Genomic DNA, 20,780 nt, shown 5'->3' on the forward strand with positions numbered 1-20,780 from the left:
TCACTGAGGGGAGGTCGTGAGCATGAGCGAACGTAACCAACGCAAAGTTTACCAAGGCCGTGTTGTTTCTGACAAAATGGATAAAACCATTACTGTTGTTGTTGAGACATACAAAAAACATACACTTTACGGTAAACGCGTAAAATACTCAAAAAAATTCAAAGCACATGATGAAAATAATCAAGCTAAAATCGGTGACATCGTTAAGATTATGGAAACTCGTCCTTTGTCTGCAACTAAGCGTTTCCGTCTAGTTGAAGTTGTCGAAGAAGCTGTTATTATCTAATAAAGTTCGGAATTCTTTTTCCGAAGGGAGGTAACAAATAATGATTCAACAAGAGACTCGTTTAAAAGTAGCTGACAACTCTGGCGCACGTGAAGTACTTACTATTAAAGTTCTTGGTGGTTCTGGACGTAAAACAGCTAACATTGGTGATGTAATTGTTTGCACGGTTAAACAAGCAACACCAGGAGGCGTTGTCAAAAAAGGTGAAGTCGTAAAAGCTGTTATCGTTCGCACTAAAAGCGGAGCGCGCAGAAGTGACGGTTCATACATCAGCTTCGATGAGAATGCATGTGTTATCATCCGTGACGACAAGAGCCCACGCGGAACTCGTATCTTCGGACCAGTTGCTCGTGAATTGCGTGAAAACAACTTTATGAAAATTGTTTCTCTAGCTCCAGAAGTTATCTAATGAAATAAATGCCTTACTCAAGGAGGTGCGATCAGGATGCATGTAAAAAAAGGCGATAAAGTTATGGTTATCTCTGGTAAAGATAAAGGCAAACAAGGAACAATCCTTGCTGCTTTCCCTAAAAAGGACCGCGTTTTAGTTGAAGGTGTTAACATGGTAAAGAAACACTCTAAACCAACTCAAGCTAACCCTCAAGGCGGTATTTCTAATCAAGAGGCGCCAATTCATGTATCAAACGTTATGCCGCTCGATCCTAAAACAGGTGAAGTGACTCGCGTAGGATACAAAGTGGAAGATGGCAAAAAAGTTCGTGTAGCAAAAAAATCTGGGCAAGTTCTAGATAAATAGTATTAAAAGGAAGGGAGGTCTATCTCATGAACCGCCTTAAAGAAAAGTACAATAAAGAAATTGCACCTGCTTTAATGACTAAGTTCAATTATGATTCAGTCATGCAAGTGCCTAAAATCGAAAAAATCGTAATCAACATGGGTGTTGGTGACGCTGTTCAAAACGCCAAAGCAATCGACAGTGCTGTTGAAGAATTAACGTTTATCGCAGGTCAAAAACCTGTCGTTACTCGTGCGAAGAAATCAATTGCTGGATTCCGTCTTCGTGAGGGAATGCCTATCGGTGCGAAAGTAACTCTTCGCGGAGAGCGCATGTATGATTTCCTTGATAAACTTATTTCTGTATCTTTACCGCGTGTACGTGACTTCCGCGGGGTTTCTAAAAAATCTTTCGATGGTCGCGGTAACTACACACTTGGTATCAAAGAACAGTTAATCTTCCCTGAAATTGACTACGATAAAGTAACAAAGGTTCGCGGAATGGACATCGTTATCGTAACAACAGCTAATACTGACGAAGAAGCTCGTGAGCTATTAACTCAAGTAGGTATGCCGTTCCAGAAATAATCAATGAAAGGGAGGCGAAATCGTGGCTAAAAAGTCTATGATTGCGAAACAACAACGTACACCAAAGTTTAAAGTACAAGAGTACACACGCTGTGAACGCTGCGGACGTCCGCATTCAGTCATTCGTAAATTTAAACTTTGCCGTATTTGTTTCCGTGAGCTTGCATATAAAGGACAAATTCCTGGCGTGAAAAAAGCCAGCTGGTAATCCCCAAGAAAGGGAAGGAGGTAATTATATAATGGTTATGACAGATCCAATTGCAGATATGCTAACTCGTATTCGCAATGCAAACATGGTACGTCATGAGAAGCTTGAAATTCCTGCTTCTAAATTGAAAAGAGAAATTGCTGAAATTTTAAAGCGTGAAGGTTTCATTCGTGACGTTGAGTTCGTAGAAGACAGCAAACAAGGTATCATCCGCGTTTTCTTGAAATACGGACAAAACAACGAGCGCGTTATCACTGGTCTTAAAAGAATCAGCAAGCCTGGTTTGCGTGTTTATGCTAAATCTAATGAAGTACCTCGCGTACTTAACGGTCTTGGAATCGCGATTATTTCTACATCACAAGGTGTTTTAACGGACAAAGAAGCCCGTGCAAAACAAGCTGGTGGAGAAGTTCTAGCATACGTTTGGTAAGAAGTTTAACATGAATGGAGGTGTTTGGTATGTCTCGTGTAGGTAAGAAGCTACTTGAGATTCCTTCTGATGTTACAGTAACGTTAAATGATAACAACACTGTAGCTGTGAAAGGACCAAAAGGAGAATTAACTCGTACGTTTCACCCTGATATGGAGATTAAAGTAGAGGACAATGTGCTTACAGTCGCTCGTCCTTCTGATCAAAAAGAGCACCGTGCCCTGCATGGTACGACTCGCAGTCTGCTTGGCAACATGGTTGAAGGTGTATCTAAAGGATTTGAAAGAGGTTTGGAATTAGTCGGTGTCGGTTACCGTGCTTCTAAATCCGGAAATAAACTTGTTTTAAACGTTGGATACTCTCATCCTGTTGAGATCGTTCCTGAAGAAGGCATCGAAATCGAAGTTCCTTCTCAAACAAAAGTAGTTGTAAAAGGTACAGACAAAGAACGCGTAGGAGCTATTGCTGCTAACATCCGCGCTGTACGTTCTCCAGAGCCTTACAAAGGTAAAGGAATCCGCTACGAAGGTGAAGTTGTTCGCCGTAAAGAAGGTAAATCTGCTAAGTAAGATCGCTTAAAGTGAAGAAAGGAGTGACCTAGATGATTACGAAAACTAGCAAAAATGCTGCTCGTCTTAAAAGACACGCTCGTGTTCGCGCTAAACTTTCCGGTACTGCTGAAAGACCGCGCCTGAACGTTTTCCGTTCTAACAAGCACATTTACGCTCAAATCATCGATGATGTAAATGGTGTAACACTTGCTAGTGCATCTACTCTCGATAAAGACTTGAACGTTGAAAGCACTGGAGATACTTCTGCTGCTACTAAAGTTGGAGAATTAGTTGCAAAACGCGCTGCTGAAAAAGGCATTTCTGACGTAGTATTTGACCGTGGCGGATACTTATACCATGGACGTGTAAAAGCTTTGGCTGATGCCGCTCGTGAAGCTGGACTTAAATTTTAATAAAAGAAGGAGGGACACATGATTATGCGTCGTATTGACCCAAGCAAATTAGAGTTAGAAGAACGCTTAGTTACGGTTAACCGCGTAGCGAAAGTTGTTAAAGGTGGTCGTCGTTTCCGCTTCGCAGCTCTAGTCGTTGTCGGTGACAAAAACGGACACGTAGGATTCGGTACTGGTAAAGCACAAGAAGTACCAGAAGCGATCCGCAAAGCTGTTGAAGATGCGAAAAAGAATTTGATTGAAGTACCAATGGTTGGAACTACAATTCCACACGAAATCATCGGACGTTTCGGTGCAGGTAACATCTTGTTAAAACCTGCTTCTGAAGGTACTGGAGTTATCGCTGGAGGCCCTGTACGTGCGGTACTTGAGCTAGCTGGTGTAGCTGATATCCTTTCTAAGTCTTTAGGTTCTAACACACCGATCAACATGATTCGTGCAACACTTCAAGGTTTAAGTGAACTTAAACGTGCTGAAGACGTTGCGAAGCTTCGTGGAAAATCTGTAGAAGAACTGTTAGGATAAGGAGGGAACATTAATGGCTAAATTAGAAATTACCCTCAAACGAAGTGTAATCGGTCGCCCGGAAGACCAACGCGTTACTGTAAGAACACTTGGTTTAAAGAAAACAAACCAAACTGTTGTTCATGAAGACAACGCTGCGATCCGTGGTATGATTAATAAAGTATCTCATTTAGTTTCTGTTAAAGAACAATAAAAATATTTGATCGGATAAGGAGGTGTCCTAATGAAACTTCATGAATTAAAACCTTCAGAAGGTTCACGCAAAACGCGTAATCGCGTAGGTCGTGGTATTGGTTCTGGCAACGGTAAAACAGCTGGTAAAGGTCACAAAGGTCAAAACGCTCGTTCTGGCGGCGGTGTACGCCCTGGATTCGAGGGGGGACAAATGCCTTTATTCCAACGTCTTCCTAAACGCGGTTTCACTAACATCAACCGCAAGGAATACGCTGTAGTCAACCTAGACAAATTGAACGGTTTTGCAGAAGGAACGGAAGTCACTCCTGAACTTCTTCTAGAGACTGGTGTTATTAGCAAACTTAATGCAGGAGTAAAGATTCTTGGCAACGGTAAATTAGAGAAAAAATTAACTGTAAAAGCCAATAAATTCTCTGCTTCTGCGAAAGAAGCTGTTGAAGCTGCTGGCGGTACAGCTGAGGTGATCTAACTTGTTTAAAACAATCTCCAACTTTATGCGTGTGAGTGATATCAGGAATAAAATCATATTCACTTTACTCATGCTTATCGTCTTTCGCATAGGTGCGTTTATTCCTGTGCCTTACGTTAACGCTGAAGCGTTACAGGCGCAGTCTCAAATGGGTGTTTTTGATCTCCTTAATACATTTGGCGGCGGTGCGCTTTACCAATTTTCCATTTTCGCAATGGGAATTACTCCTTATATCACGGCTTCGATCATCATTCAGCTGCTTCAGATGGATGTTGTACCGAAGTTTACCGAGTGGTCTAAGCAAGGTGAAGTTGGCCGCCGTAAATTAGCTCAGTTCACAAGGTACTTTACGATTGTGCTTGGTTTCATCCAAGCATTAGGTATGTCATATGGATTTAACAATCTGGCAAACGGTATGCTGATCGAAAAATCCGGTGTATCGACATATCTTATCATTGCTTTAGTACTCACTGGCGGAACTGCCTTTTTAATGTGGCTTGGGGAACAAATTACTTCTCATGGAGTAGGCAACGGAATATCGATCATTATCTTCGCGGGGATTGTGTCTAGTATTCCAAAAACAATTGGGCAAATATATGAGACTCAATTTGTCGGTAGCAACGATCAGTTGTTTATTCATATTGTGAAAATCGCACTTCTTGTGATTGCGATTTTAGCAGTTATTGTTGGAGTTATTTTCATTCAGCAAGCCGTACGGAAAATTGCGATTCAATATGCTAAAGGCACAGGTCGTTCACCTGCTGGCGGAGGTCAGTCTACACACCTTCCATTGAAAGTGAATCCTGCAGGGGTTATTCCGGTAATCTTTGCGGTTGCGTTTTTGATAACGCCGCGGACGATCGCGTCATTCTTTGGAACAAACGATGTGACAAAGTGGATTCAAAACAACTTTGATAATACGCATCCGGTGGGTATGGCGATATATGTTGCGTTGATTATTGCCTTTACGTACTTTTATGCATTTGTACAGGTAAACCCTGAACAAATGGCTGATAACCTTAAAAAACAGGGTGGCTATATCCCGGGGGTTCGTCCAGGGAAAATGACTCAAGATAGAATTACGAGCATTTTGTATCGACTTACGTTTGTGGGTTCTATATTCTTAGCCGTGATTTCCATTCTTCCTATCTTTTTCATTCAATTCGCTGGATTGCCTCAAAGTGCACAAATTGGCGGAACATCTTTGTTAATTGTTGTCGGGGTAGCCTTGGAGACAATGAAACAACTAGAAAGCCAGTTGGTGAAACGAAACTACCGTGGATTTATGAAAAACTAGAGGAAATGGATTTATCCATTCCCTCTTAATAAAGAGAGGACGGGGGAAATCCGAATGAACTTAGTCTTAATGGGGCTTCCTGGTGCCGGTAAAGGCACACAGGGCGAACGAATTGTTGAGGATTATGGGATTCCTCATATCTCAACAGGAGATATGTTCCGTGCTGCTATGAAAGAAGAAACACCACTCGGACTCGAAGCAAAATCTTATATTGATAAGGGAGAGCTCGTACCTGACGAAGTCACAATCGGAATTGTAAAAGAGAGACTTGGCAAAGATGATTGTGAAAGAGGTTTTCTTCTGGACGGATTTCCGCGAACAGTCGCTCAAGCCGAAGCTCTTGAAGAAATTCTTGAGGAATACGGCAAGCCGATTGATTATGTCATTAACATTGAAGTCGACAAAGATGTTCTGATGGAACGTCTGACTGGACGCAGAATTTGCAGTGTTTGCGGCACAACCTATCATTTAGTCTTTAATCCGCCGAAAACGCCGGGTATTTGTGATAAAGACGGAGGCGAACTCTATCAACGGGCAGATGATAATGAGGAAACCGTCTCTAAACGGCTTGAGGTAAACATGAAGCAAACTCAGCCTTTACTCGATTTCTATTCAGAGAAAGGTTATCTTGCAAACGTGAATGGCCAGCAGGACATTCAAGACGTGTATGCAGATGTGAAGGATCTTCTTGGAGGATTAAAAAAATGATTATCTGTAAAACCCCACGTGAACTTGGTATCATGCGGGAAGCAGGGCGAATCGTGGCTTTAACTCATGAAGAGTTAAAAAAGCACATTAAACCAGGAATCTCGACAAAAGAATTGGATCAAATTGCCGAACGTTTTATTAAGAAGCAGGGTGCAATCCCATCTTTTAAGGGGTATAATGGGTTTCGCGGGAGCATTTGCGTATCAGTTAATGAAGAACTCGTTCACGGCATACCTGGCAGCAGGGTGCTGAAGGACGGTGACATCATCAGTATTGATATCGGTGCTAAATTAAATGGTTATCATGGTGACTCTGCATGGACATATCCGGTAGGAAACATCAGCGATGATGACAAAAAACTTCTGGAAGTGACAGAGGAGTCTTTATATAAAGGCTTGCAGGAAGCAAAACCAGGTGAACGTTTGTCGAATATTTCCCACGCAATACAAACGTATGTCGAAAATGAGCAGTTTTCAGTTGTTAGGGAGTATGTCGGACATGGTGTTGGTCAAGACTTGCATGAGGACCCGCAAATTCCTCATTACGGTCCGCCCAACAAAGGACCACGGCTTAAACCTGGCATGGTTCTCGCTATTGAACCTATGGTGAACGCTGGCAGCCGCTACGTGAAAACATTGGCTGATAACTGGACGGTTGTAACGGTAGATGGGAAAAAGTGTGCTCATTTTGAACATACGATTGCGATTACGGAAACGGGTTTTGATATACTGACGAGAGTCTAGATGATGAAAATAATTCCGAAGACAGATGTTTTTCAAGCTTGATAGGGCAGAAAGCTTGGGTGAACATTGGCAAGACCGAATTCATCTTGCTGCTTGTCGTTGGAATTTTAACCATCATCAATGTACTAACAGCAGACGGAGAAAAGCGTACATTTCATTCTCCTAAGAAAAAGAATATCAATCATTTAACCCTTTATGATTGCGTATCTCCGGAAGTTCAGAACAGTATAAACGAAACAGGGCGTGTGACAAACTTCTTTTGAAATTTGTCAGAAAGCAAGTTACTGATTTGAAGAAGGGAGAACACTTGAATGGCGAAAGACGATGTAATTGAAGTGGAAGGTACTATAGTCGAAACACTGCCAAACGCGATGTTCAAAGTTGAACTTGAAAATGGCCACACTGTTTTGGCTCATGTATCTGGTAAAATCCGCATGCACTTCATTCGCATTTTACCTGGAGACAAAGTTACGGTAGAATTATCTCCATATGACTTAACTCGTGGCAGGATTACGTACCGTTACAAATAAAGCACTCCGGAAACTGAAGGAGGTTGGAAACACATGAAAGTGAGACCATCAGTTAAACCAATCTGCGAAAAATGTAAAGTTATTCGCAGAAAAGGAAAAGTAATGGTGATCTGTGAAAATCCAAAGCATAAACAAAAACAAGGATAATTTATAAGGAGGTGCCCAGAGAATGGCTCGTATTGCTGGTGTAGATATCCCACGTGACAAACGTGTTGTTATTTCTTTAACATACATCTTCGGAATTGGCCGCACAACGGCTCAGCAAGTTTTAAAAGAAGCTGGAGTTTCAGAAGATACTCGTGTGCGCGATCTTACTGAAGAAGAACTTGGTAAAATCCGTGATATTATTGACAAACTGAAAGTAGAAGGTGACCTTCGCCGTGAAGTTTCTCTTAATATCAAACGTCTGATCGAAATCGGAAGCTACCGCGGAATCCGTCATCGCAGAGGATTACCTGTTCGCGGACAAAACTCTAAAAACAACGCGCGTACTCGTAAAGGTCCGCGTCGTACTGTAGCTAACAAGAAAAAATAAGTAAGGGAGGTTCTTAAACAATGGCTGCTGCTCGTAAATCTAACACGCGTAAACGTCGCGTGAAAAAGAATATTGAGTCTGGAATTGCTCATATTCGTTCAACTTTCAATAACACGATCGTTACGATCACTGACACTCATGGTAATGCTATTTCTTGGTCTAGTGCCGGAGCTTTAGGATTCAGAGGTTCTCGTAAATCTACTCCTTTTGCTGCGCAAATGGCTGCAGAAACAGCTGCTAAAGGTTCAATCGAACATGGTCTTAAAACTCTAGAGGTTACTGTTAAAGGACCTGGTTCAGGCCGTGAAGCTGCAATCCGTGCACTTCAAGCTGCTGGACTAGAAGTCACTGCTATCAGAGACGTAACTCCTGTTCCTCATAACGGATGCCGTCCACCAAAACGTCGCCGCGTGTAATTTGTTTGTATAGATTTTGTGTCCCTGTCAATAATGGGTTATGATACAGTTATTTATGAAACGAATGCACCGACTCGTTGCCTGAGCACATACGGGACTAAACAATGGGGAATTTCGGATGGAATCTCATATGATTCTATTCGAGGTTTCGACGTTTTGAAGGAGGGTTTTAAGTAATGATCGAGATTGAAAAACCAAAAATCGAAACGGTTGAAATCAGCGACGATGCCAAATTTGGTAAGTTTGTCGTAGAGCCACTTGAGCGTGGATATGGTACAACTCTGGGTAACTCCTTACGTCGTATCCTCTTATCCTCACTCCCTGGTGCCGCTGTAACATCAATCCAGATAGATGGTGTACTGCACGAATTCTCGACAATTGAAGGCGTTGTGGAAGATGTTACAACGATTATCTTACACATTAAAAAGCTTGCATTGAAAATCTACTCTGATGAAGAGAAGACGCTAGAAATTGATGTACAGGGTGAAGGAACTGTAACGGCAGCTGATATTACACACGATAGTGATGTAGAGATCTTAAATCCTGATCTTCATATCGCGACTCTTGGTGAGAATGCGAGTTTCCGAGTTCGCCTTACTGCTCAAAGAGGACGTGGGTATACGCCTGCTGACGCAAACAAGAGAGACGATCAGCCAATCGGCGTGATTCCGATCGATTCTATCTATACGCCAGTTTCTCGTGTATCTTATCAGGTAGAGAACACTCGTGTAGGCCAAGTTGCAAACTATGATAAACTTACACTTGATGTTTGGACTGATGGAAGCACTGGACCGAAAGAAGCAATTGCGCTTGGTTCAAAGATTTTAACTGAACACCTTAATATATTCGTTGGTTTAACTGACGAAGCTCAACATGCTGAAATCATGGTTGAAAAAGAAGAAGATCAAAAAGAGAAAGTTCTTGAAATGACAATTGAAGAATTGGATCTTTCTGTTCGTTCTTACAACTGCTTAAAGCGTGCGGGTATTAACACGGTTCAAGAGCTTGCGAACAAGACGGAAGAAGATATGATGAAAGTTCGAAATCTAGGACGCAAATCACTTGAAGAAGTGAAAGCGAAACTAGAAGAACTTGGACTCGGACTTCGCAAAGACGATTGACTAGTTTCCCTTGTGAACTAGGATTTTCGTGTGTTTATTATTCAGAAACAGCATTCCAATAAAGGAGGGGACATCACATGTCATACAGAAAACTAGGACGTACGAGTGCACAGCGTAAAGCTATGCTTCGTGATCTTACAACTGATTTGATCATCAACGAAAGAATCGAAACAACTGAAACACGTGCGAAAGAACTTCGCTCTGTAGTTGAAAAAATGATCACGCTTGGCAAACGCGGTGATCTTCACGCTCGCCGTCAAGCTGCTGCATACATCCGCAACGAGGTTGCAAACGAAGAAAATAACCAAGATGCACTTCAAAAATTATTCTCTGACATTGCAACTCGTTACGAGGAGCGCCAAGGCGGATACACACGTATTATGAAGCTTGGTCCTCGCCGTGGTGACGGAGCACCAATGGCAATTATCGAATTGGTTTAATCACATATTTTTGTGTATCTAAAGAAGGGCGGGACAGTTTCTAACTGGATCTATGCCCTTTTTTTAGATACTGCAACTTTTAATAGAGAGAAAAGCAGAGCATTAGCTGAGAGGAGGCCGGTTTTCCATGAATCAAAATCAGTTGATATCGGTAGAGGATATCGTATTTCGATATCGGAAGGACGCAGAAAGACGAGCACTAGACGGCGTCTCCCTGCAGGTGTATGAGGGTGAATGGCTTGCAATCGTAGGTCATAACGGTTCAGGGAAATCAACACTGGCCCGGGCATTGAATGGTTTAATTCTTCCTGAATCAGGCGACATTGAGGTTGCCGGGATTCAATTGACAGAGGAATCCGTTTGGGAAGTGCGTAAGAAGATAGGTATGGTCTTTCAAAATCCGGATAACCAATTTGTCGGAACGACTGTTCGCGATGATGTGGCTTTTGGTTTAGAAAACAATGGTGTACCGCGGGAAGAAATGATTGAGAGAGTAGACTGGGCAGTAAAACAGGTGAATATGCAAGATTTTCTCGATCAAGAGCCGCACCATCTCTCCGGAGGCCAAAAGCAGAGAGTTGCGATTGCGGGGGTTATTGCCGCACGTCCTGATATTATTATCTTAGATGAAGCAACATCCATGCTTGATCCGATCGGGCGAGAAGAAGTGCTTGAAACGGTAAGACATTTAAAAGAGCAGGGCATGGCGACTGTCATATCCATTACACATGATCTGGATGAGGCAGCAAAAGCAGACAGGATCATTGTCATGAATGGCGGTAAAAAATATGCTGAAGGGCCGCCCAAAGAGATTTTTAAATTGAATAAAGAACTTGTTCGAATCGGGCTTGATTTACCCTTCTCATTCCAGCTTAGCCAGCTTTTAAGAGAAAATGGACTGGCTTTGGAAGAAAACCATTTGACTCAGGAAGGGCTGGTGAAAGAGCTGTGGACATTACAATCAAAGATGTAGAGCATCGCTATCAGATGAAGACGCCGTTTGAGCGCCTAGCACTGTATGATATCAATGCATCGATTAAAGAAGGAAGCTACGTAGCCGTTATCGGGCATACAGGCTCTGGCAAGTCCACTCTTCTACAGCACCTAAATGGTCTCCTGAAGCCGACGAAGGGACAGATATCACTAGGCAGCACTGTCATTCAGGCAGGGAAAAAGAATAAAGATCTGAAAAAACTTCGTAAAAAAGTCGGAATCGTTTTCCAATTTCCTGAGCATCAATTATTCGAAGAAACAGTTCTTAAAGATATTTCATTCGGACCGATGAACTTTGGTGTTAAAAAAGAAGATGCTGAACAAAAAGCGAGAGAGATGCTGCAGCTTGTAGGTTTATCAGAAGAGCTTTTGGACAGGTCACCCTTTGAATTAAGCGGGGGACAAATGCGCAGAGTTGCAATTGCCGGCGTACTTGCAATGGACCCTGAAGTGCTTGTTCTGGATGAACCGACTGCAGGATTGGACCCAAGAGGGCGAAAAGAGATTATGGACATGTTTTATGAGCTTCATCAACGTGGGAACTTGACGACGATCCTTGTGACACACAGCATGGAGGATGCAGCTGCATACGCTGATGAAATGATTGTTATGCATAAAGGAACGATACAAGCATCAGGCAGTCCGCGTGATCTGTTTTTAAAGGGTGAAGAGATGGCCGGCTGGGGGCTGGATCTTCCTGAAACAATAAAATTCCAAAGACACCTTGAAGCTGCACTGGGTGTGAGATTTAATGAGCCTATGCTCACAATCGAAGATGCTGCTGCCGAAATCCGTGCTCTTTTTCAGGGAGAGAAGACTTTATGATGGACAGCATGATTATCGGCAAGTATGTACCGGGGACTTCACTTGTGCACCGGCTTGACCCCAGAACAAAACTGATCACGATCTTTTTATTTGTCTGCATTGTATTCTTAGCCAATAATGTTCAGACATATGCGTTGCTTGGTTTATTTACAATTGGCGTCGTTTCTTTAACAAGAGTTCCTTTCTCTTTTTTAATGAAAGGGCTGAAGCCAATCATCTGGATTGTCCTTTTTACGTTCCTTCTTCACATTCTTATGACACATGAAGGACCGATTATCTTTCAAATAGGTTTTTTCAAAGTCTATGAGGGCGGTCTGGTTCAGGGGATATTCATTTCTCTTAGATTCGTCTATTTGATTTTAATCACAACCTTATTAACGCTTACGACTACACCGATTGAGATTACCGATGGAATGGAGCAGCTGCTGAACCCATTGAAAAAATTAAAGCTTCCTGTTCATGAGCTGGCTCTTATGATGTCAATTTCTTTACGGTTTATTCCGACACTGATGGAGGAGACAGATAAGATCATGAAGGCTCAGATGGCGCGAGGCGTTGATTTTACAAGCGGGCCTGTCAAAGAAAGAGTGAAGGCTATTGTCCCGCTTCTTGTCCCGCTCTTCGTCAGCGCATTTAAACGCGCCGAAGAGCTTGCGGTGGCAATGGAAGCAAGAGGCTATCAAGGCGGAGAAGGACGTACGAAATATAGAAAGCTTGTATGGACAGGAAAAGACACTTCTGTCATTGTCAGCTTAATTGTATTAGCTGCTTTGTTATTTTTCTTAAGGGCTTAGAGGTGCTGTATGAGACTGAAATGCACGATTTCTTATGACGGACATTTGTTTAACGGTTATCAGGTTCAGCCGGGCAAAAGAACGGTTCAGGATGAACTGGAGAAGGCATTGGCTGTCCTGCATAAGTCAAAAGACAGAATTCCGGTCGTTTCGTCTGGAAGAACAGACAGCGGGGTTCACGCAGCCGGACAGGTGATTCATTTTGACACTCCGCTGTCTATCCCGGCTGAGAGATGGCCATATGCCTTAAATGCACTGCTTCCGGACGATATCGCAGTCAAACAGGCAGAAATTGCGGATGATGGGTTCCATGCACGATTTAGCGCAGTCAAAAAAGAATATCGCTACTTTGTATACACGGAGAAACACCCGGACGTATTTAAACGGCATTACGCTTACCATTTTTCATATCGCCTTAATGTGCAGGACATGAGAGAAGCGGCAAAGCATCTTATAGGGACACATGATTTTACGAGCTTTTGCGCGGCTAAAACAGAAGTGCAGGACAAGGTAAGAACGATATACGAACTTGATTGGACTGAGACGGCTGACGGCCTGCAAATGCGGATCACAGGCAGCGGTTTCTTATATAATATGGTCAGAATTATTGCGGGTACTTTGCTTGATGCAGGTATTGGAAAAATTTCTCCCGATGAGGTGAAATCCATGCTGGAAGCGAAGGATCGCGAAGCGGCAGGGCGCACAGCGCCGGGGCACGGGCTATATTTATGGAACGTTTACTATGACAACTAAACCAGGTGTATAATATTTTCTTGACAGAGTCTGCATAAAGTTATAAGATATCATATGGTATGTATTTCAACCCCACGATAAGCCCCGGAACTTATTGTGTTGTGAAATAGAACGTAATCGAAGTTTATTGAAAATGACAGATCATTTAGGAGGGAAATTCAATGCGTACAACACCTATGGCTAACGCAAGTACTATTGAACGCAAGTGGTTAGTTGTTGATGCTGCTGGCAAGACTTTAGGTCGTCTTTCTTCAGAAGTTGCAGCTATCCTTCGCGGAAAACACAAACCAACTTACACACCACACGTTGATACTGGAGATCATGTGATCATCATCAACGCTGAAAAAATCGAGTTAACTGGTAAAAAGTTAACTGACAAAATCTACTACCGTCACACTCAACATCCAGGCGGATTAAAATCAAGAACTGCTCTTGAAATGCGTACAAACTACCCTGAGAAAATGCTTGAGCTTGCTATCAAAGGCATGCTTCCAAAAGGTTCTCTAGGTCGTCAAATGTTCAAAAAATTGAACGTATACCGTGGTTCTGAGCATCCACACGAAGCACAAAAACCTGAAGTTTACGAACTTCGCGGTTAATTAAAAAGGAGGTTACCAATTTGGCACAGGTTCAATATTACGGTACTGGCCGTCGTAAAAGCTCTGTAGCGCGTGTGCGTTTAGTTCCAGGAGAAGGCCGTATCGTCGTTAATAATCGTGAAATCAGCGAACACATCCCATCTGCAGCTTTAATCGAAGATATCAAACAACCATTAACTTTGACTGAAACAGCTGGCACTTATGATGTTTTAGTAAACGTACATGGAGGCGGCTTATCTGGTCAAGCTGGAGCAATCCGTCACGGTATCGCTCGTGCTTTGCTTGAAGCAGATCCAGAATACCGTACAACTCTTAAACGTGCAGGTCTTCTGACTCGTGACGCTCGTATGAAAGAACGTAAAAAATACGGTCTTAAAGGCGCTCGTCGTGCACCTCAGTTCTCAAAACGTTAATTTTACGTTTTCAAAAAGCTCTCGACCTTGGGTTGGGAGCTTTTTTCTTTCAATAAAACGTGGCAGCTTCGCATAAAAATAACACTGAATGGACGCTTGACGGGGTTAAGCAAATTGTTTGTTTATAAACAGTCTCACTGTAATAATCATGATAGCTTTCATTCTTATTCAATTGGAAGTTCGGTCAATGTTTATTATCGTTATGTGATCAGCCCAGCTCCATCTAACCACTGTATCTCATCCGTTAAAGTTCACTGCTGATTCTTAACCCGGAGAAACAATAGCTCTCATTGCTAATGGCTTTATGTAACGAAGTAAAAGTAAATCTGATGATATAAATCACATATCTCCTTTGTGATTTTTTTGCGTTTTTATGAACTTTTTTCTAAATATGCAAAGGGAAAGCGATATCAATCTAGAAATATTTGTTATACTCTATACATTAAAGTAAGGAGAAGATTCATGAATGCGTTAGTAGCTCATAATAGCAAAGCCTGGGATAAAAAAGTAGAAACAGGCAATGAATGGACTGTTGCTGTTGAGCAGCAGGTTATCGAACAAGCAAAAAAAGGCAATTGGGATATAAGGGTAACACCAATGAAAGATGTACCGAAGGATTGGTTTCCGCCTGTCGAAGGACTGAAAGTACTCTGTTTAGCATCAGGCGGCGGCCAGCAGGGTCCAGTTTTGGCAGCCGCAGGCGCGGATGTCACCGTACTAGATAACTCAGAAAAACAGCTGAATCAGGATAGAATGATTGCTGAGCGAGATGGTCTCACGATACACACTGTCAAAGGAAGCATGGACGATTTAAGTGTATTTAATGATGAATCATTTGATGTCATTGTACATCCTGTTGCCAATGTTTTTGTTGAGAATGTCCTCCCGGTATGGAAGGAAGCGCACCGTGTGTTGAAAAGGAACGGCATTCTAATCTCGGGTTTTGTCAATCCTGTTGTATTTCTGTTTGATACAGAATTAGAACAGCAAGGTGTTTTAAAAGTAAAACACTCCATTCCATACGCTGACCCAGAAGATCTTCCGAAACATAAAGTGAAAAAACTGATCGAAAATAATGAGGCTCTGGAATTCGGCCATTCCTTAGAAGACCAAATCAAAGGCCAAATTGATGCCGGTTTTATCGTTACTGGTTTTTATGAAGATAAAGGCGGGTTTGTATTAGACCAATATATCCATACATATTCTGCAACAAGAAGCATGAAAGTATGAAAAGCAGCGACCTGTTAGAGGGGCTGCTTTTTTCATAACTACTTACAGAACATTTGTTCCGGATCCTGCGGAAAGCTGATTTTTTATCAATTTTACACCTTCATTTGGGCGAATTTCCAACCGAATTCGGGCATTGTTTCATCATCCAAACCTCAAAATAATCGGTAAAAGGAGAGTGAATTTATATGGCAGAAGTACTGTCTTTTATGGATGTGAAACGCCAAAAGGATTTTGAATTAGAAAAGAACTTGCTCAAAGAACTCTCTCTGAGACAAATTATCCAGTCTGTTAAGGATTGTTTGGAACCATTATTTCCATTTTTACATGATGAACGAGATATTATTACCGAAGGCTGTATTGATTTTGCTATAGAAGCCTATTTGTTAGGCGGGCGTTTTGGGATATTCGGCTATTACGGAGAATCCATGCAGAGTATCAGTGCCCGCTCTGCAAGAGAAGAAGAAGAGCTGCGTATGGAGTTTTTTGATTATCTCTATAATTGGATACACGAGCAATACGCAACATTTGATAAAAACACTGTTTATGAAGCGGCACGCAAGTTCATTAAGGATTGGTGGACAGCAGGGTTTGTTCAAAGAGAAAAACAGTGTAAGCTTCGCATGCGGTAATCATATTTCCCGGCCCTGTCCCATAGTTATGTAATAACGGACAAGCGGGAGGGGAAGGGATGAGGAAAAAGCTTAAATGGCTCAGTTTTTTGCTAGGCTTCATCATATTACTATTTCTGTTCAAGTATCAGTTCAGCAATAACGACTCTTGGAAGCCGTGGAGCCTGCCCTTGAGCGGTAAAATCATTTATCTAGATCCAGGTCATGGCGGGCCTGACGGCGGAGCAGTCGGCGGAAAGCTGTTAGAGAAGGATGTTACCCTGGAAGTGGCCTTTAGAGTCAGGGATTATCTTCAAGAACAAGGAGCGCTTGTTATCATGACCAGAGAAAGTGATACTGATCTCGCTCCAGAAGGAACAAAAGGCTATAGCCGACGAAAAGCTGAGGATCTAAGACAACGAGTCAAATTAATAAACCATTCAGAGGCGGAGCTCTATATCAGCATTCATCTTAATGCGATTCCGTCACAAAAATGGAGCGGAGCCCAAAGCTTTTATTACGGGAAATATGCGGAAAATGAGAAAGTCGCAAAATACATTCAGGATGAGCTGAGAAGAAATCTGGAAAACACAACCCGGAAAGCAAAGCGGATTCATGGTATCTACTTAATGCAAAACGTCACCAAACCGGGGGCGCTTATAGAAGTCGGATTTTTATCCAATCCAAGTGAAGCAACGTTGCTCGGTAAACCGAAATATCAAGACAAGGTGGCATCTTCCATATATAAAGGCATTTTGCGATATTTCACAGAAAAAGGAGACCCTCCGGAGTAATGGAGGGTTTTCTTGTGGTTCTAAGCATAAGACACCCGCCATTTATGTATGATATAATAATAATTGTAAACGAATACACAAAAGGGTGAGGTTCGATGATAAGAGAAGATGAAGTAAGAAAACTAGTCGGAGAAATGCGCGAACCTTTTCTTCAAAGACCTCTGGGAGAATTGGATGCCGTTAAGGAAATTAAAATAAAGCCTGAAAAACGGCATATCAGTGTAAAAGTCGCTCTTGCAAAAACAGGAACTGCAGAACAAATGCAGATTCAGCAAGAGATCGTAAACGTATTAAAAGGGGCAGGAGCTGAGACAGTCGGCCTTCGATTTGAAGAGCTGCCTGAAGAAACGGTTGCTAAATTCCGGGCGCCGTCAGCTGAGAAAAAAACATTATTAAATATGGATAACCCGCCAGTCTTTCTTGCCGTAGCAAGTGGAAAAGGCGGCGTAGGCAAGTCAACTGTGTCCGTAAACCTAGCTATTTCTCTGGCTCGTCTAGGGAAAAAGGTTGGTTTAATTGATGCGGATATTTATGGGTTCAGTGTGCCGGACATGATGGGTATCACTGTGCGTCCAACGATTGAAGGAGAGAAACTTCTTCCTGTTGAACGCTTTGGAGTAAAGGTCATGTCAATGGGCTTTTTCGTAGAAGAAAATGCTCCGGTCGTATGGAGAGGGCCGATGCTCGGCAAAATGCTGAATAACTTTTTCCATGAAGTAGAGTGGGGAGAAGTAGACTATATCGTTCTTGATCTTCCGCCGGGTACAGGGGACGTTGCTCTTGATGTACATACAATGCTACCGAGCTGCAAAGAAATCATCGTATCTACGCCGCATCCGACAGCTGCTTTTGTCGCGGCCAGAGCGGGCTCTATGGCGATTAAAACCGATCATGAGGTCGTGGGGGTCATAGAGAACATGGCTTATTATGAAAGTGCAAAGACAGGGGAAAGAGAATATGTCTTTGGAAAAGGCGGAGGAGATAAACTGGCTGAGGAACTAAATGTGCCTTTGCTCGGCAGAATCCCATTGAAACAGCCAGATTGGGATAAGGACCAATTTGCTCCGTCTGTTTATGACGAAAATCATCCAATCGGAGAAATATATCAGGACATCGCAGAAAAAATAGATGCAAAAATGTCAGTGCAGGTATAAAAGGTGAACCGGGATTCCAGATCCCGGCTTTCCCTTTATTCACTTTCTTTGGCTGTGTCTTTTGCTGCTTTTTTCAGCTCATCTTCGAACTGCTTTTTGTAAAGCGGGCTAGAAAGTGTTTCGTTAATAACCTCTTCTAAATAACTGCGGAATTCTTGGCTTTTTGCCAGCTGGCTATACTTTTTATCCATGCCGGGATCCTGCATAACGCTCATCAGCATCTTCTGGTAATCTGGATCCTTCATCAGCTTTTTAATCACTTTTTCATGCTCTGTCTGAAGAGTTTTGGCAAAGCCCTCAGCAAAATCAGTGTCTTCAAAGATGTTTTTCCAAAATTCTTCGCCTTTTTTAGATGTGAGTGTTTTTTCTATTGTTCCTTTAATTGCATCTTGATCAATCACCAGCGCTTCATTCATGGCATCATCATTTAATAATTCCTTAATAGCTTTCTTTCCATCATCAGTTTTTAATATATCAACAACCATTTTTTTGGTTTGATCATAGTCCATATCCGCTGCTTGGTCTTTTGGAGCGCAAGCTGTTACAGATAATAACAAAAAACAGCTCATCAATAGCGTTTTGGCTTTTGACATGCTTAAGCTCCTTTCACATACTTGTCTTACCTTTAATATGATTCATCTGTTTGGAATTATACATAACAAAATATCGCTGTTCGCGATTTTTGAGGGGATGAATAAAGAAATGAAAAGCCGTGGTTTAGTTCGTTTTTTCTTTTCTATTTTAGCTGTCGGAGCGCTTATCACGAGTATTGTGGGTTTTGCTTTAAAATGGGGAGAATATAGGGGGCTGTTTCTTACATTTGAAGCGGGGCAGATTTTCTCTGTTTTATTTTGGTTTATCGGTGTAGGCATGATTTTCAGTGTGATCAGCCAAATGGGTTTTTTCGTGTTTTTAACAGTTCATCGGTTTGCGCTTGAGATATTAAGGTCCTCCTCTTTGTGGAATTTGCTGCAGTTGTTTTTCATCCTGTTTGTTGCTTTTGATTTAATGTACGTGCGTTTTTTATTTTTTGGAGAGAGCGGAGAATCGCTGGCTGGCTATGCGTGGTTACCGGTGTTTTTATTGATCTTTGGAGTGATTACAGCTTATATAAAGCAAAAGCAGTCCTCTAAGAAAACATTTGTGTCATCGTTATTTTTGATGGTTGTGATTACCGCATTAGAATGGTTCCCTGCATTAAGAGTAAATGATGAGGACTGGCTTTATTTAATGCTTTTTCCGTTAATGGCATGTAATGCCTTCCAATTGCTGATGCTGCCGAAGTTTGCAGCAAAGTAATTACTTTACCTCTGCGGATCTGGCATCAGAATTTGCGATGAGATCACCCACGGTTACATTTTTTAATCCTTTTTCTTTCAGCTGATGGATGATATCAGGTAATGCTTCTTCTGTTTGTTTTGCCGAATCGGAGGCATGTAAAAGAATAATGTCTCCACCGGAAACTTGCTTGGTCACATTGTCGATGATTTTTTCAACTCCGGGATTTGTCCAGTCTTGAGAGTTCACACTGTAATGAACGACTGTATAATTGTATTGCTTTGCGACCTTTAGAACATTCTTATTGAATTGGCCGGTAGGGGGTCTTAATAGCTGTATGTCTTTGACCCCTAACTTTTCAAAGGCTGTTTGCGCACGGTTTATGTCCTTTTTTATTTCGCTGCTCTCTAAATTGGCATAGTTTTTATAAGCGTAGCCCATGCTCCCGATTTGATGGCCGTCCTTTACGATACGGGCCACTGTGTCGGGATGGCGTTCTGCCCAAGAAGCGGAAAGAAAAAACGTTGCATTTTTAATCCCGTTTGCTTTCAGAGTATTAAGTATCGGTTCTGCTCTCTCATCACCCCAGCTGATATCGAAAGTAAGTGAAATATCTTTAGAGTCTGTTTCTCCTTTATAAATGGCTTTAGGTCCGGTGTCAGTTGAAAACACGGGAAGCGGGACAGCTCTTTGGATATAAAAAAAGCTGGCAGCTGCAAATGCGGCTATAAGTATAATAATTAATTGTTTCACCCGTTTAATGTGCCACACATAGAAGTGATTCACTGATGATGCCTCCTTATCTTGTCCATCATTCTTGTTTTACATCTTATGAGCATGGACAATTGAATATAACCGATAAAATGTCTCTTCACATACAGCCTAAATTGGGTGTTGACCTTTTGATAATATCCGTGGTATATTATTATTCGTCGCTGATAAACAGCTGACATCAACTAAAAGCTTCATTAAGTACTTTGAAAAAAGTTGTTGACTTAAAAGAAGCTAAATGTTATAGTAATAAAGCTGCTTCGTTAAGCGGCGGTAATGATCTTTGAAAACTAAACAAGACAAAACGTACCTGTTAATTCAGTTTTTAAAAATCGCACAGCGATGTGCGTAGTCAGTCAAACTACTTTATCGGAGAGT

At 42.0% G+C, this 20,780-nt stretch carries 33 protein-coding genes and 1 pseudogene; 32 read left to right on the forward strand and 2 right to left on the reverse strand.

Features of this window, described 5'->3' with window-relative positions:
* Positions 1 to 22 precede the first annotated feature (22 nt).
* The 31 genes and pseudogenes from rpsQ (at position 23) to salA (ending at position 18,353) form a co-directional block, all read left to right on the forward strand.
* Positions 23 to 286 carry a 30S ribosomal protein S17 gene (rpsQ, locus tag ACZ07B_RS21490; protein ID WP_003225804.1) on the forward strand — a complete coding sequence of 88 codons (264 nt, stop codon included), beginning with the start codon at positions 23 to 25 and terminating at the stop codon, positions 284 to 286.
* A gap of 40 nt (positions 287 to 326) precedes the next feature.
* Positions 327 to 695, forward strand: a complete 369-nt coding sequence (rplN, locus tag ACZ07B_RS21495) for a 50S ribosomal protein L14 (RefSeq protein ID WP_003225805.1) — start codon at positions 327 to 329, stop codon at positions 693 to 695.
* A 36-nt stretch (positions 696 to 731) separates the two neighbouring features.
* A complete protein-coding gene (gene rplX / locus ACZ07B_RS21500) occupies positions 732 to 1,043 on the forward strand; it encodes a 50S ribosomal protein L24 (protein ID WP_003156486.1) in 312 nt (103 codons plus the stop codon).
* Between the two features lie 26 nt (positions 1,044 to 1,069).
* Positions 1,070 to 1,609, forward strand: a complete 540-nt coding sequence (gene rplE, locus ACZ07B_RS21505; protein ID WP_003225809.1) for a 50S ribosomal protein L5 — start codon at positions 1,070 to 1,072, stop codon at positions 1,607 to 1,609.
* A 22-nt stretch (positions 1,610 to 1,631) separates the two neighbouring features.
* The gene (rpsN, locus tag ACZ07B_RS21510; protein ID WP_003156488.1) at positions 1,632 to 1,817 is read left to right on the forward strand and encodes a 30S ribosomal protein S14; all 186 of its coding nucleotides are present in this window, start codon (positions 1,632 to 1,634) and stop codon (positions 1,815 to 1,817) included.
* A 31-nt stretch (positions 1,818 to 1,848) separates the two neighbouring features.
* The gene (rpsH, locus tag ACZ07B_RS21515) at positions 1,849 to 2,247 is read left to right on the forward strand and encodes a 30S ribosomal protein S8 (RefSeq protein WP_003241998.1); all 399 of its coding nucleotides are present in this window, start codon (positions 1,849 to 1,851) and stop codon (positions 2,245 to 2,247) included.
* Positions 2,248 to 2,276: 29 nt separating this feature from the next.
* On the forward strand, positions 2,277 to 2,816 hold the full coding sequence (gene rplF / locus ACZ07B_RS21520; RefSeq protein ID WP_004399690.1) for a 50S ribosomal protein L6: 540 nt from the start codon (positions 2,277 to 2,279) through the stop codon (positions 2,814 to 2,816).
* Positions 2,817 to 2,848: 32 nt separating this feature from the next.
* Positions 2,849 to 3,211, forward strand: coding sequence for a 50S ribosomal protein L18 (gene rplR, locus ACZ07B_RS21525; protein WP_003225816.1), 363 nt, complete (start codon positions 2,849 to 2,851; stop codon positions 3,209 to 3,211).
* Positions 3,212 to 3,235: 24 nt separating this feature from the next.
* Complete coding sequence (gene rpsE, locus ACZ07B_RS21530) at positions 3,236 to 3,736, forward strand: 30S ribosomal protein S5 (protein WP_003328273.1); 501 nt, start codon at positions 3,236 to 3,238, stop codon at positions 3,734 to 3,736.
* Between the two features lie 13 nt (positions 3,737 to 3,749).
* Positions 3,750 to 3,929 (forward strand): 50S ribosomal protein L30, encoded by a 180-nt coding sequence (gene rpmD / locus ACZ07B_RS21535; RefSeq protein WP_003156497.1) that lies wholly within the window; start codon positions 3,750 to 3,752, stop codon positions 3,927 to 3,929.
* A 30-nt stretch (positions 3,930 to 3,959) separates the two neighbouring features.
* Positions 3,960 to 4,400, forward strand: coding sequence for a 50S ribosomal protein L15 (gene rplO / locus ACZ07B_RS21540; protein WP_003225819.1), 441 nt, complete (start codon positions 3,960 to 3,962; stop codon positions 4,398 to 4,400).
* Between the two features lies 1 nt (position 4,401).
* Positions 4,402 to 5,697: a preprotein translocase subunit SecY gene (gene secY / locus ACZ07B_RS21545; RefSeq protein WP_024571501.1), complete on the forward strand. Its 1,296-nt coding sequence runs from the start codon at positions 4,402 to 4,404 to the stop codon at positions 5,695 to 5,697.
* Positions 5,698 to 5,751: 54 nt separating this feature from the next.
* On the forward strand, positions 5,752 to 6,405 hold the full coding sequence (locus ACZ07B_RS21550; RefSeq protein WP_004399686.1) for an adenylate kinase: 654 nt from the start codon (positions 5,752 to 5,754) through the stop codon (positions 6,403 to 6,405).
* Complete coding sequence (map, locus tag ACZ07B_RS21555) at positions 6,402 to 7,148, forward strand: type I methionyl aminopeptidase (protein WP_003225828.1); 747 nt, start codon at positions 6,402 to 6,404, stop codon at positions 7,146 to 7,148. The genes ACZ07B_RS21550 and map overlap by 4 nt, the downstream gene beginning before the upstream one ends.
* Positions 7,149 to 7,213: 65 nt before the next feature.
* A pseudogene (locus tag ACZ07B_RS21560) lies at positions 7,214 to 7,482 on the forward strand (ribosome-binding protein ybzG).
* Positions 7,460 to 7,678, forward strand: a complete 219-nt coding sequence (gene infA / locus ACZ07B_RS21565) for a translation initiation factor IF-1 (RefSeq protein ID WP_003156508.1) — start codon at positions 7,460 to 7,462, stop codon at positions 7,676 to 7,678. Before ACZ07B_RS21560 ends, infA begins: the two are co-directional and overlap by 23 nt.
* A gap of 33 nt (positions 7,679 to 7,711) precedes the next feature.
* The gene (gene rpmJ, locus ACZ07B_RS21570; protein ID WP_003156543.1) at positions 7,712 to 7,825 is read left to right on the forward strand and encodes a 50S ribosomal protein L36; all 114 of its coding nucleotides are present in this window, start codon (positions 7,712 to 7,714) and stop codon (positions 7,823 to 7,825) included.
* A gap of 22 nt (positions 7,826 to 7,847) precedes the next feature.
* Positions 7,848 to 8,213 (forward strand): 30S ribosomal protein S13, encoded by a 366-nt coding sequence (gene rpsM / locus ACZ07B_RS21575; protein WP_003235095.1) that lies wholly within the window; start codon positions 7,848 to 7,850, stop codon positions 8,211 to 8,213.
* Between the two features lie 20 nt (positions 8,214 to 8,233).
* Entirely contained in the window at positions 8,234 to 8,629 is a 396-nt protein-coding gene (gene rpsK, locus ACZ07B_RS21580) for a 30S ribosomal protein S11 (RefSeq protein WP_009966385.1), read from the forward strand.
* Between the two features lie 176 nt (positions 8,630 to 8,805).
* Positions 8,806 to 9,750 (forward strand): DNA-directed RNA polymerase subunit alpha, encoded by a 945-nt coding sequence (locus tag ACZ07B_RS21585; protein WP_003225835.1) that lies wholly within the window; start codon positions 8,806 to 8,808, stop codon positions 9,748 to 9,750.
* A gap of 77 nt (positions 9,751 to 9,827) precedes the next feature.
* Positions 9,828 to 10,190 (forward strand): 50S ribosomal protein L17, encoded by a 363-nt coding sequence (rplQ, locus tag ACZ07B_RS21590; RefSeq protein WP_003225836.1) that lies wholly within the window; start codon positions 9,828 to 9,830, stop codon positions 10,188 to 10,190.
* 127 nt (positions 10,191 to 10,317) lie between these two features.
* Positions 10,318 to 11,163, forward strand: coding sequence for an energy-coupling factor ABC transporter ATP-binding protein (locus ACZ07B_RS21595; protein ID WP_046159978.1), 846 nt, complete (start codon positions 10,318 to 10,320; stop codon positions 11,161 to 11,163).
* The gene (locus tag ACZ07B_RS21600) at positions 11,139 to 12,008 is read left to right on the forward strand and encodes an energy-coupling factor ABC transporter ATP-binding protein (RefSeq protein WP_003235106.1); all 870 of its coding nucleotides are present in this window, start codon (positions 11,139 to 11,141) and stop codon (positions 12,006 to 12,008) included. The genes ACZ07B_RS21595 and ACZ07B_RS21600 overlap by 25 nt, the downstream gene beginning before the upstream one ends.
* Positions 12,005 to 12,802: an energy-coupling factor transporter transmembrane component T family protein gene (locus ACZ07B_RS21605; protein WP_004399656.1), complete on the forward strand. Its 798-nt coding sequence runs from the start codon at positions 12,005 to 12,007 to the stop codon at positions 12,800 to 12,802. The genes ACZ07B_RS21600 and ACZ07B_RS21605 overlap by 4 nt, the downstream gene beginning before the upstream one ends.
* A 9-nt stretch (positions 12,803 to 12,811) precedes the next feature.
* Positions 12,812 to 13,555, forward strand: a complete 744-nt coding sequence (gene truA, locus ACZ07B_RS21610) for a tRNA pseudouridine(38-40) synthase TruA (protein ID WP_004399657.1) — start codon at positions 12,812 to 12,814, stop codon at positions 13,553 to 13,555.
* A 161-nt stretch (positions 13,556 to 13,716) separates the two neighbouring features.
* Positions 13,717 to 14,154 (forward strand): 50S ribosomal protein L13, encoded by a 438-nt coding sequence (rplM, locus tag ACZ07B_RS21615; protein WP_003241966.1) that lies wholly within the window; start codon positions 13,717 to 13,719, stop codon positions 14,152 to 14,154.
* A 20-nt stretch (positions 14,155 to 14,174) separates the two neighbouring features.
* Positions 14,175 to 14,567: a 30S ribosomal protein S9 gene (rpsI, locus tag ACZ07B_RS21620; protein ID WP_004399691.1), complete on the forward strand. Its 393-nt coding sequence runs from the start codon at positions 14,175 to 14,177 to the stop codon at positions 14,565 to 14,567.
* 462 nt (positions 14,568 to 15,029) lie between these two features.
* On the forward strand, positions 15,030 to 15,797 hold the full coding sequence (locus ACZ07B_RS21625) for a class I SAM-dependent methyltransferase (RefSeq protein ID WP_024571498.1): 768 nt from the start codon (positions 15,030 to 15,032) through the stop codon (positions 15,795 to 15,797).
* Between the two features lie 185 nt (positions 15,798 to 15,982).
* Positions 15,983 to 16,426, forward strand: coding sequence for a YbaK family protein (locus tag ACZ07B_RS21630; protein ID WP_003235118.1), 444 nt, complete (start codon positions 15,983 to 15,985; stop codon positions 16,424 to 16,426).
* A 59-nt stretch (positions 16,427 to 16,485) separates the two neighbouring features.
* Positions 16,486 to 17,199, forward strand: coding sequence for an N-acetylmuramoyl-L-alanine amidase CwlD (gene cwlD, locus ACZ07B_RS21635; RefSeq protein WP_004399672.1), 714 nt, complete (start codon positions 16,486 to 16,488; stop codon positions 17,197 to 17,199).
* 95 nt (positions 17,200 to 17,294) lie between these two features.
* Positions 17,295 to 18,353: an iron-sulfur carrier protein/transcriptional regulator SalA gene (gene salA / locus ACZ07B_RS21640; RefSeq protein ID WP_076458793.1), complete on the forward strand. Its 1,059-nt coding sequence runs from the start codon at positions 17,295 to 17,297 to the stop codon at positions 18,351 to 18,353.
* A 35-nt stretch (positions 18,354 to 18,388) separates the two neighbouring features.
* Here salA and gerD read toward each other — a convergent pair whose 3' ends face one another.
* Complete coding sequence (gene gerD, locus ACZ07B_RS21645) at positions 18,389 to 18,946, reverse strand: spore germination lipoprotein GerD (protein WP_003235126.1); 558 nt, start codon at positions 18,944 to 18,946, stop codon at positions 18,389 to 18,391.
* 109 nt (positions 18,947 to 19,055) lie between these two features.
* Between gerD and kbaA the strand changes: the two genes are divergently transcribed.
* Positions 19,056 to 19,652, forward strand: coding sequence for a KinB-signaling pathway activation protein (gene kbaA, locus ACZ07B_RS21650; protein WP_004399693.1), 597 nt, complete (start codon positions 19,056 to 19,058; stop codon positions 19,650 to 19,652).
* Here kbaA and pdaB read toward each other — a convergent pair whose 3' ends face one another.
* Positions 19,653 to 20,417, reverse strand: a complete 765-nt coding sequence (gene pdaB / locus ACZ07B_RS21655; protein WP_129092197.1) for a polysaccharide deacetylase family sporulation protein PdaB — start codon at positions 20,415 to 20,417, stop codon at positions 19,653 to 19,655.
* Between the last annotated feature and the right edge of the window lie 363 nt (positions 20,418 to 20,780).

The organism is Bacillus sp. 9.4, from assembly GCF_055486415.1.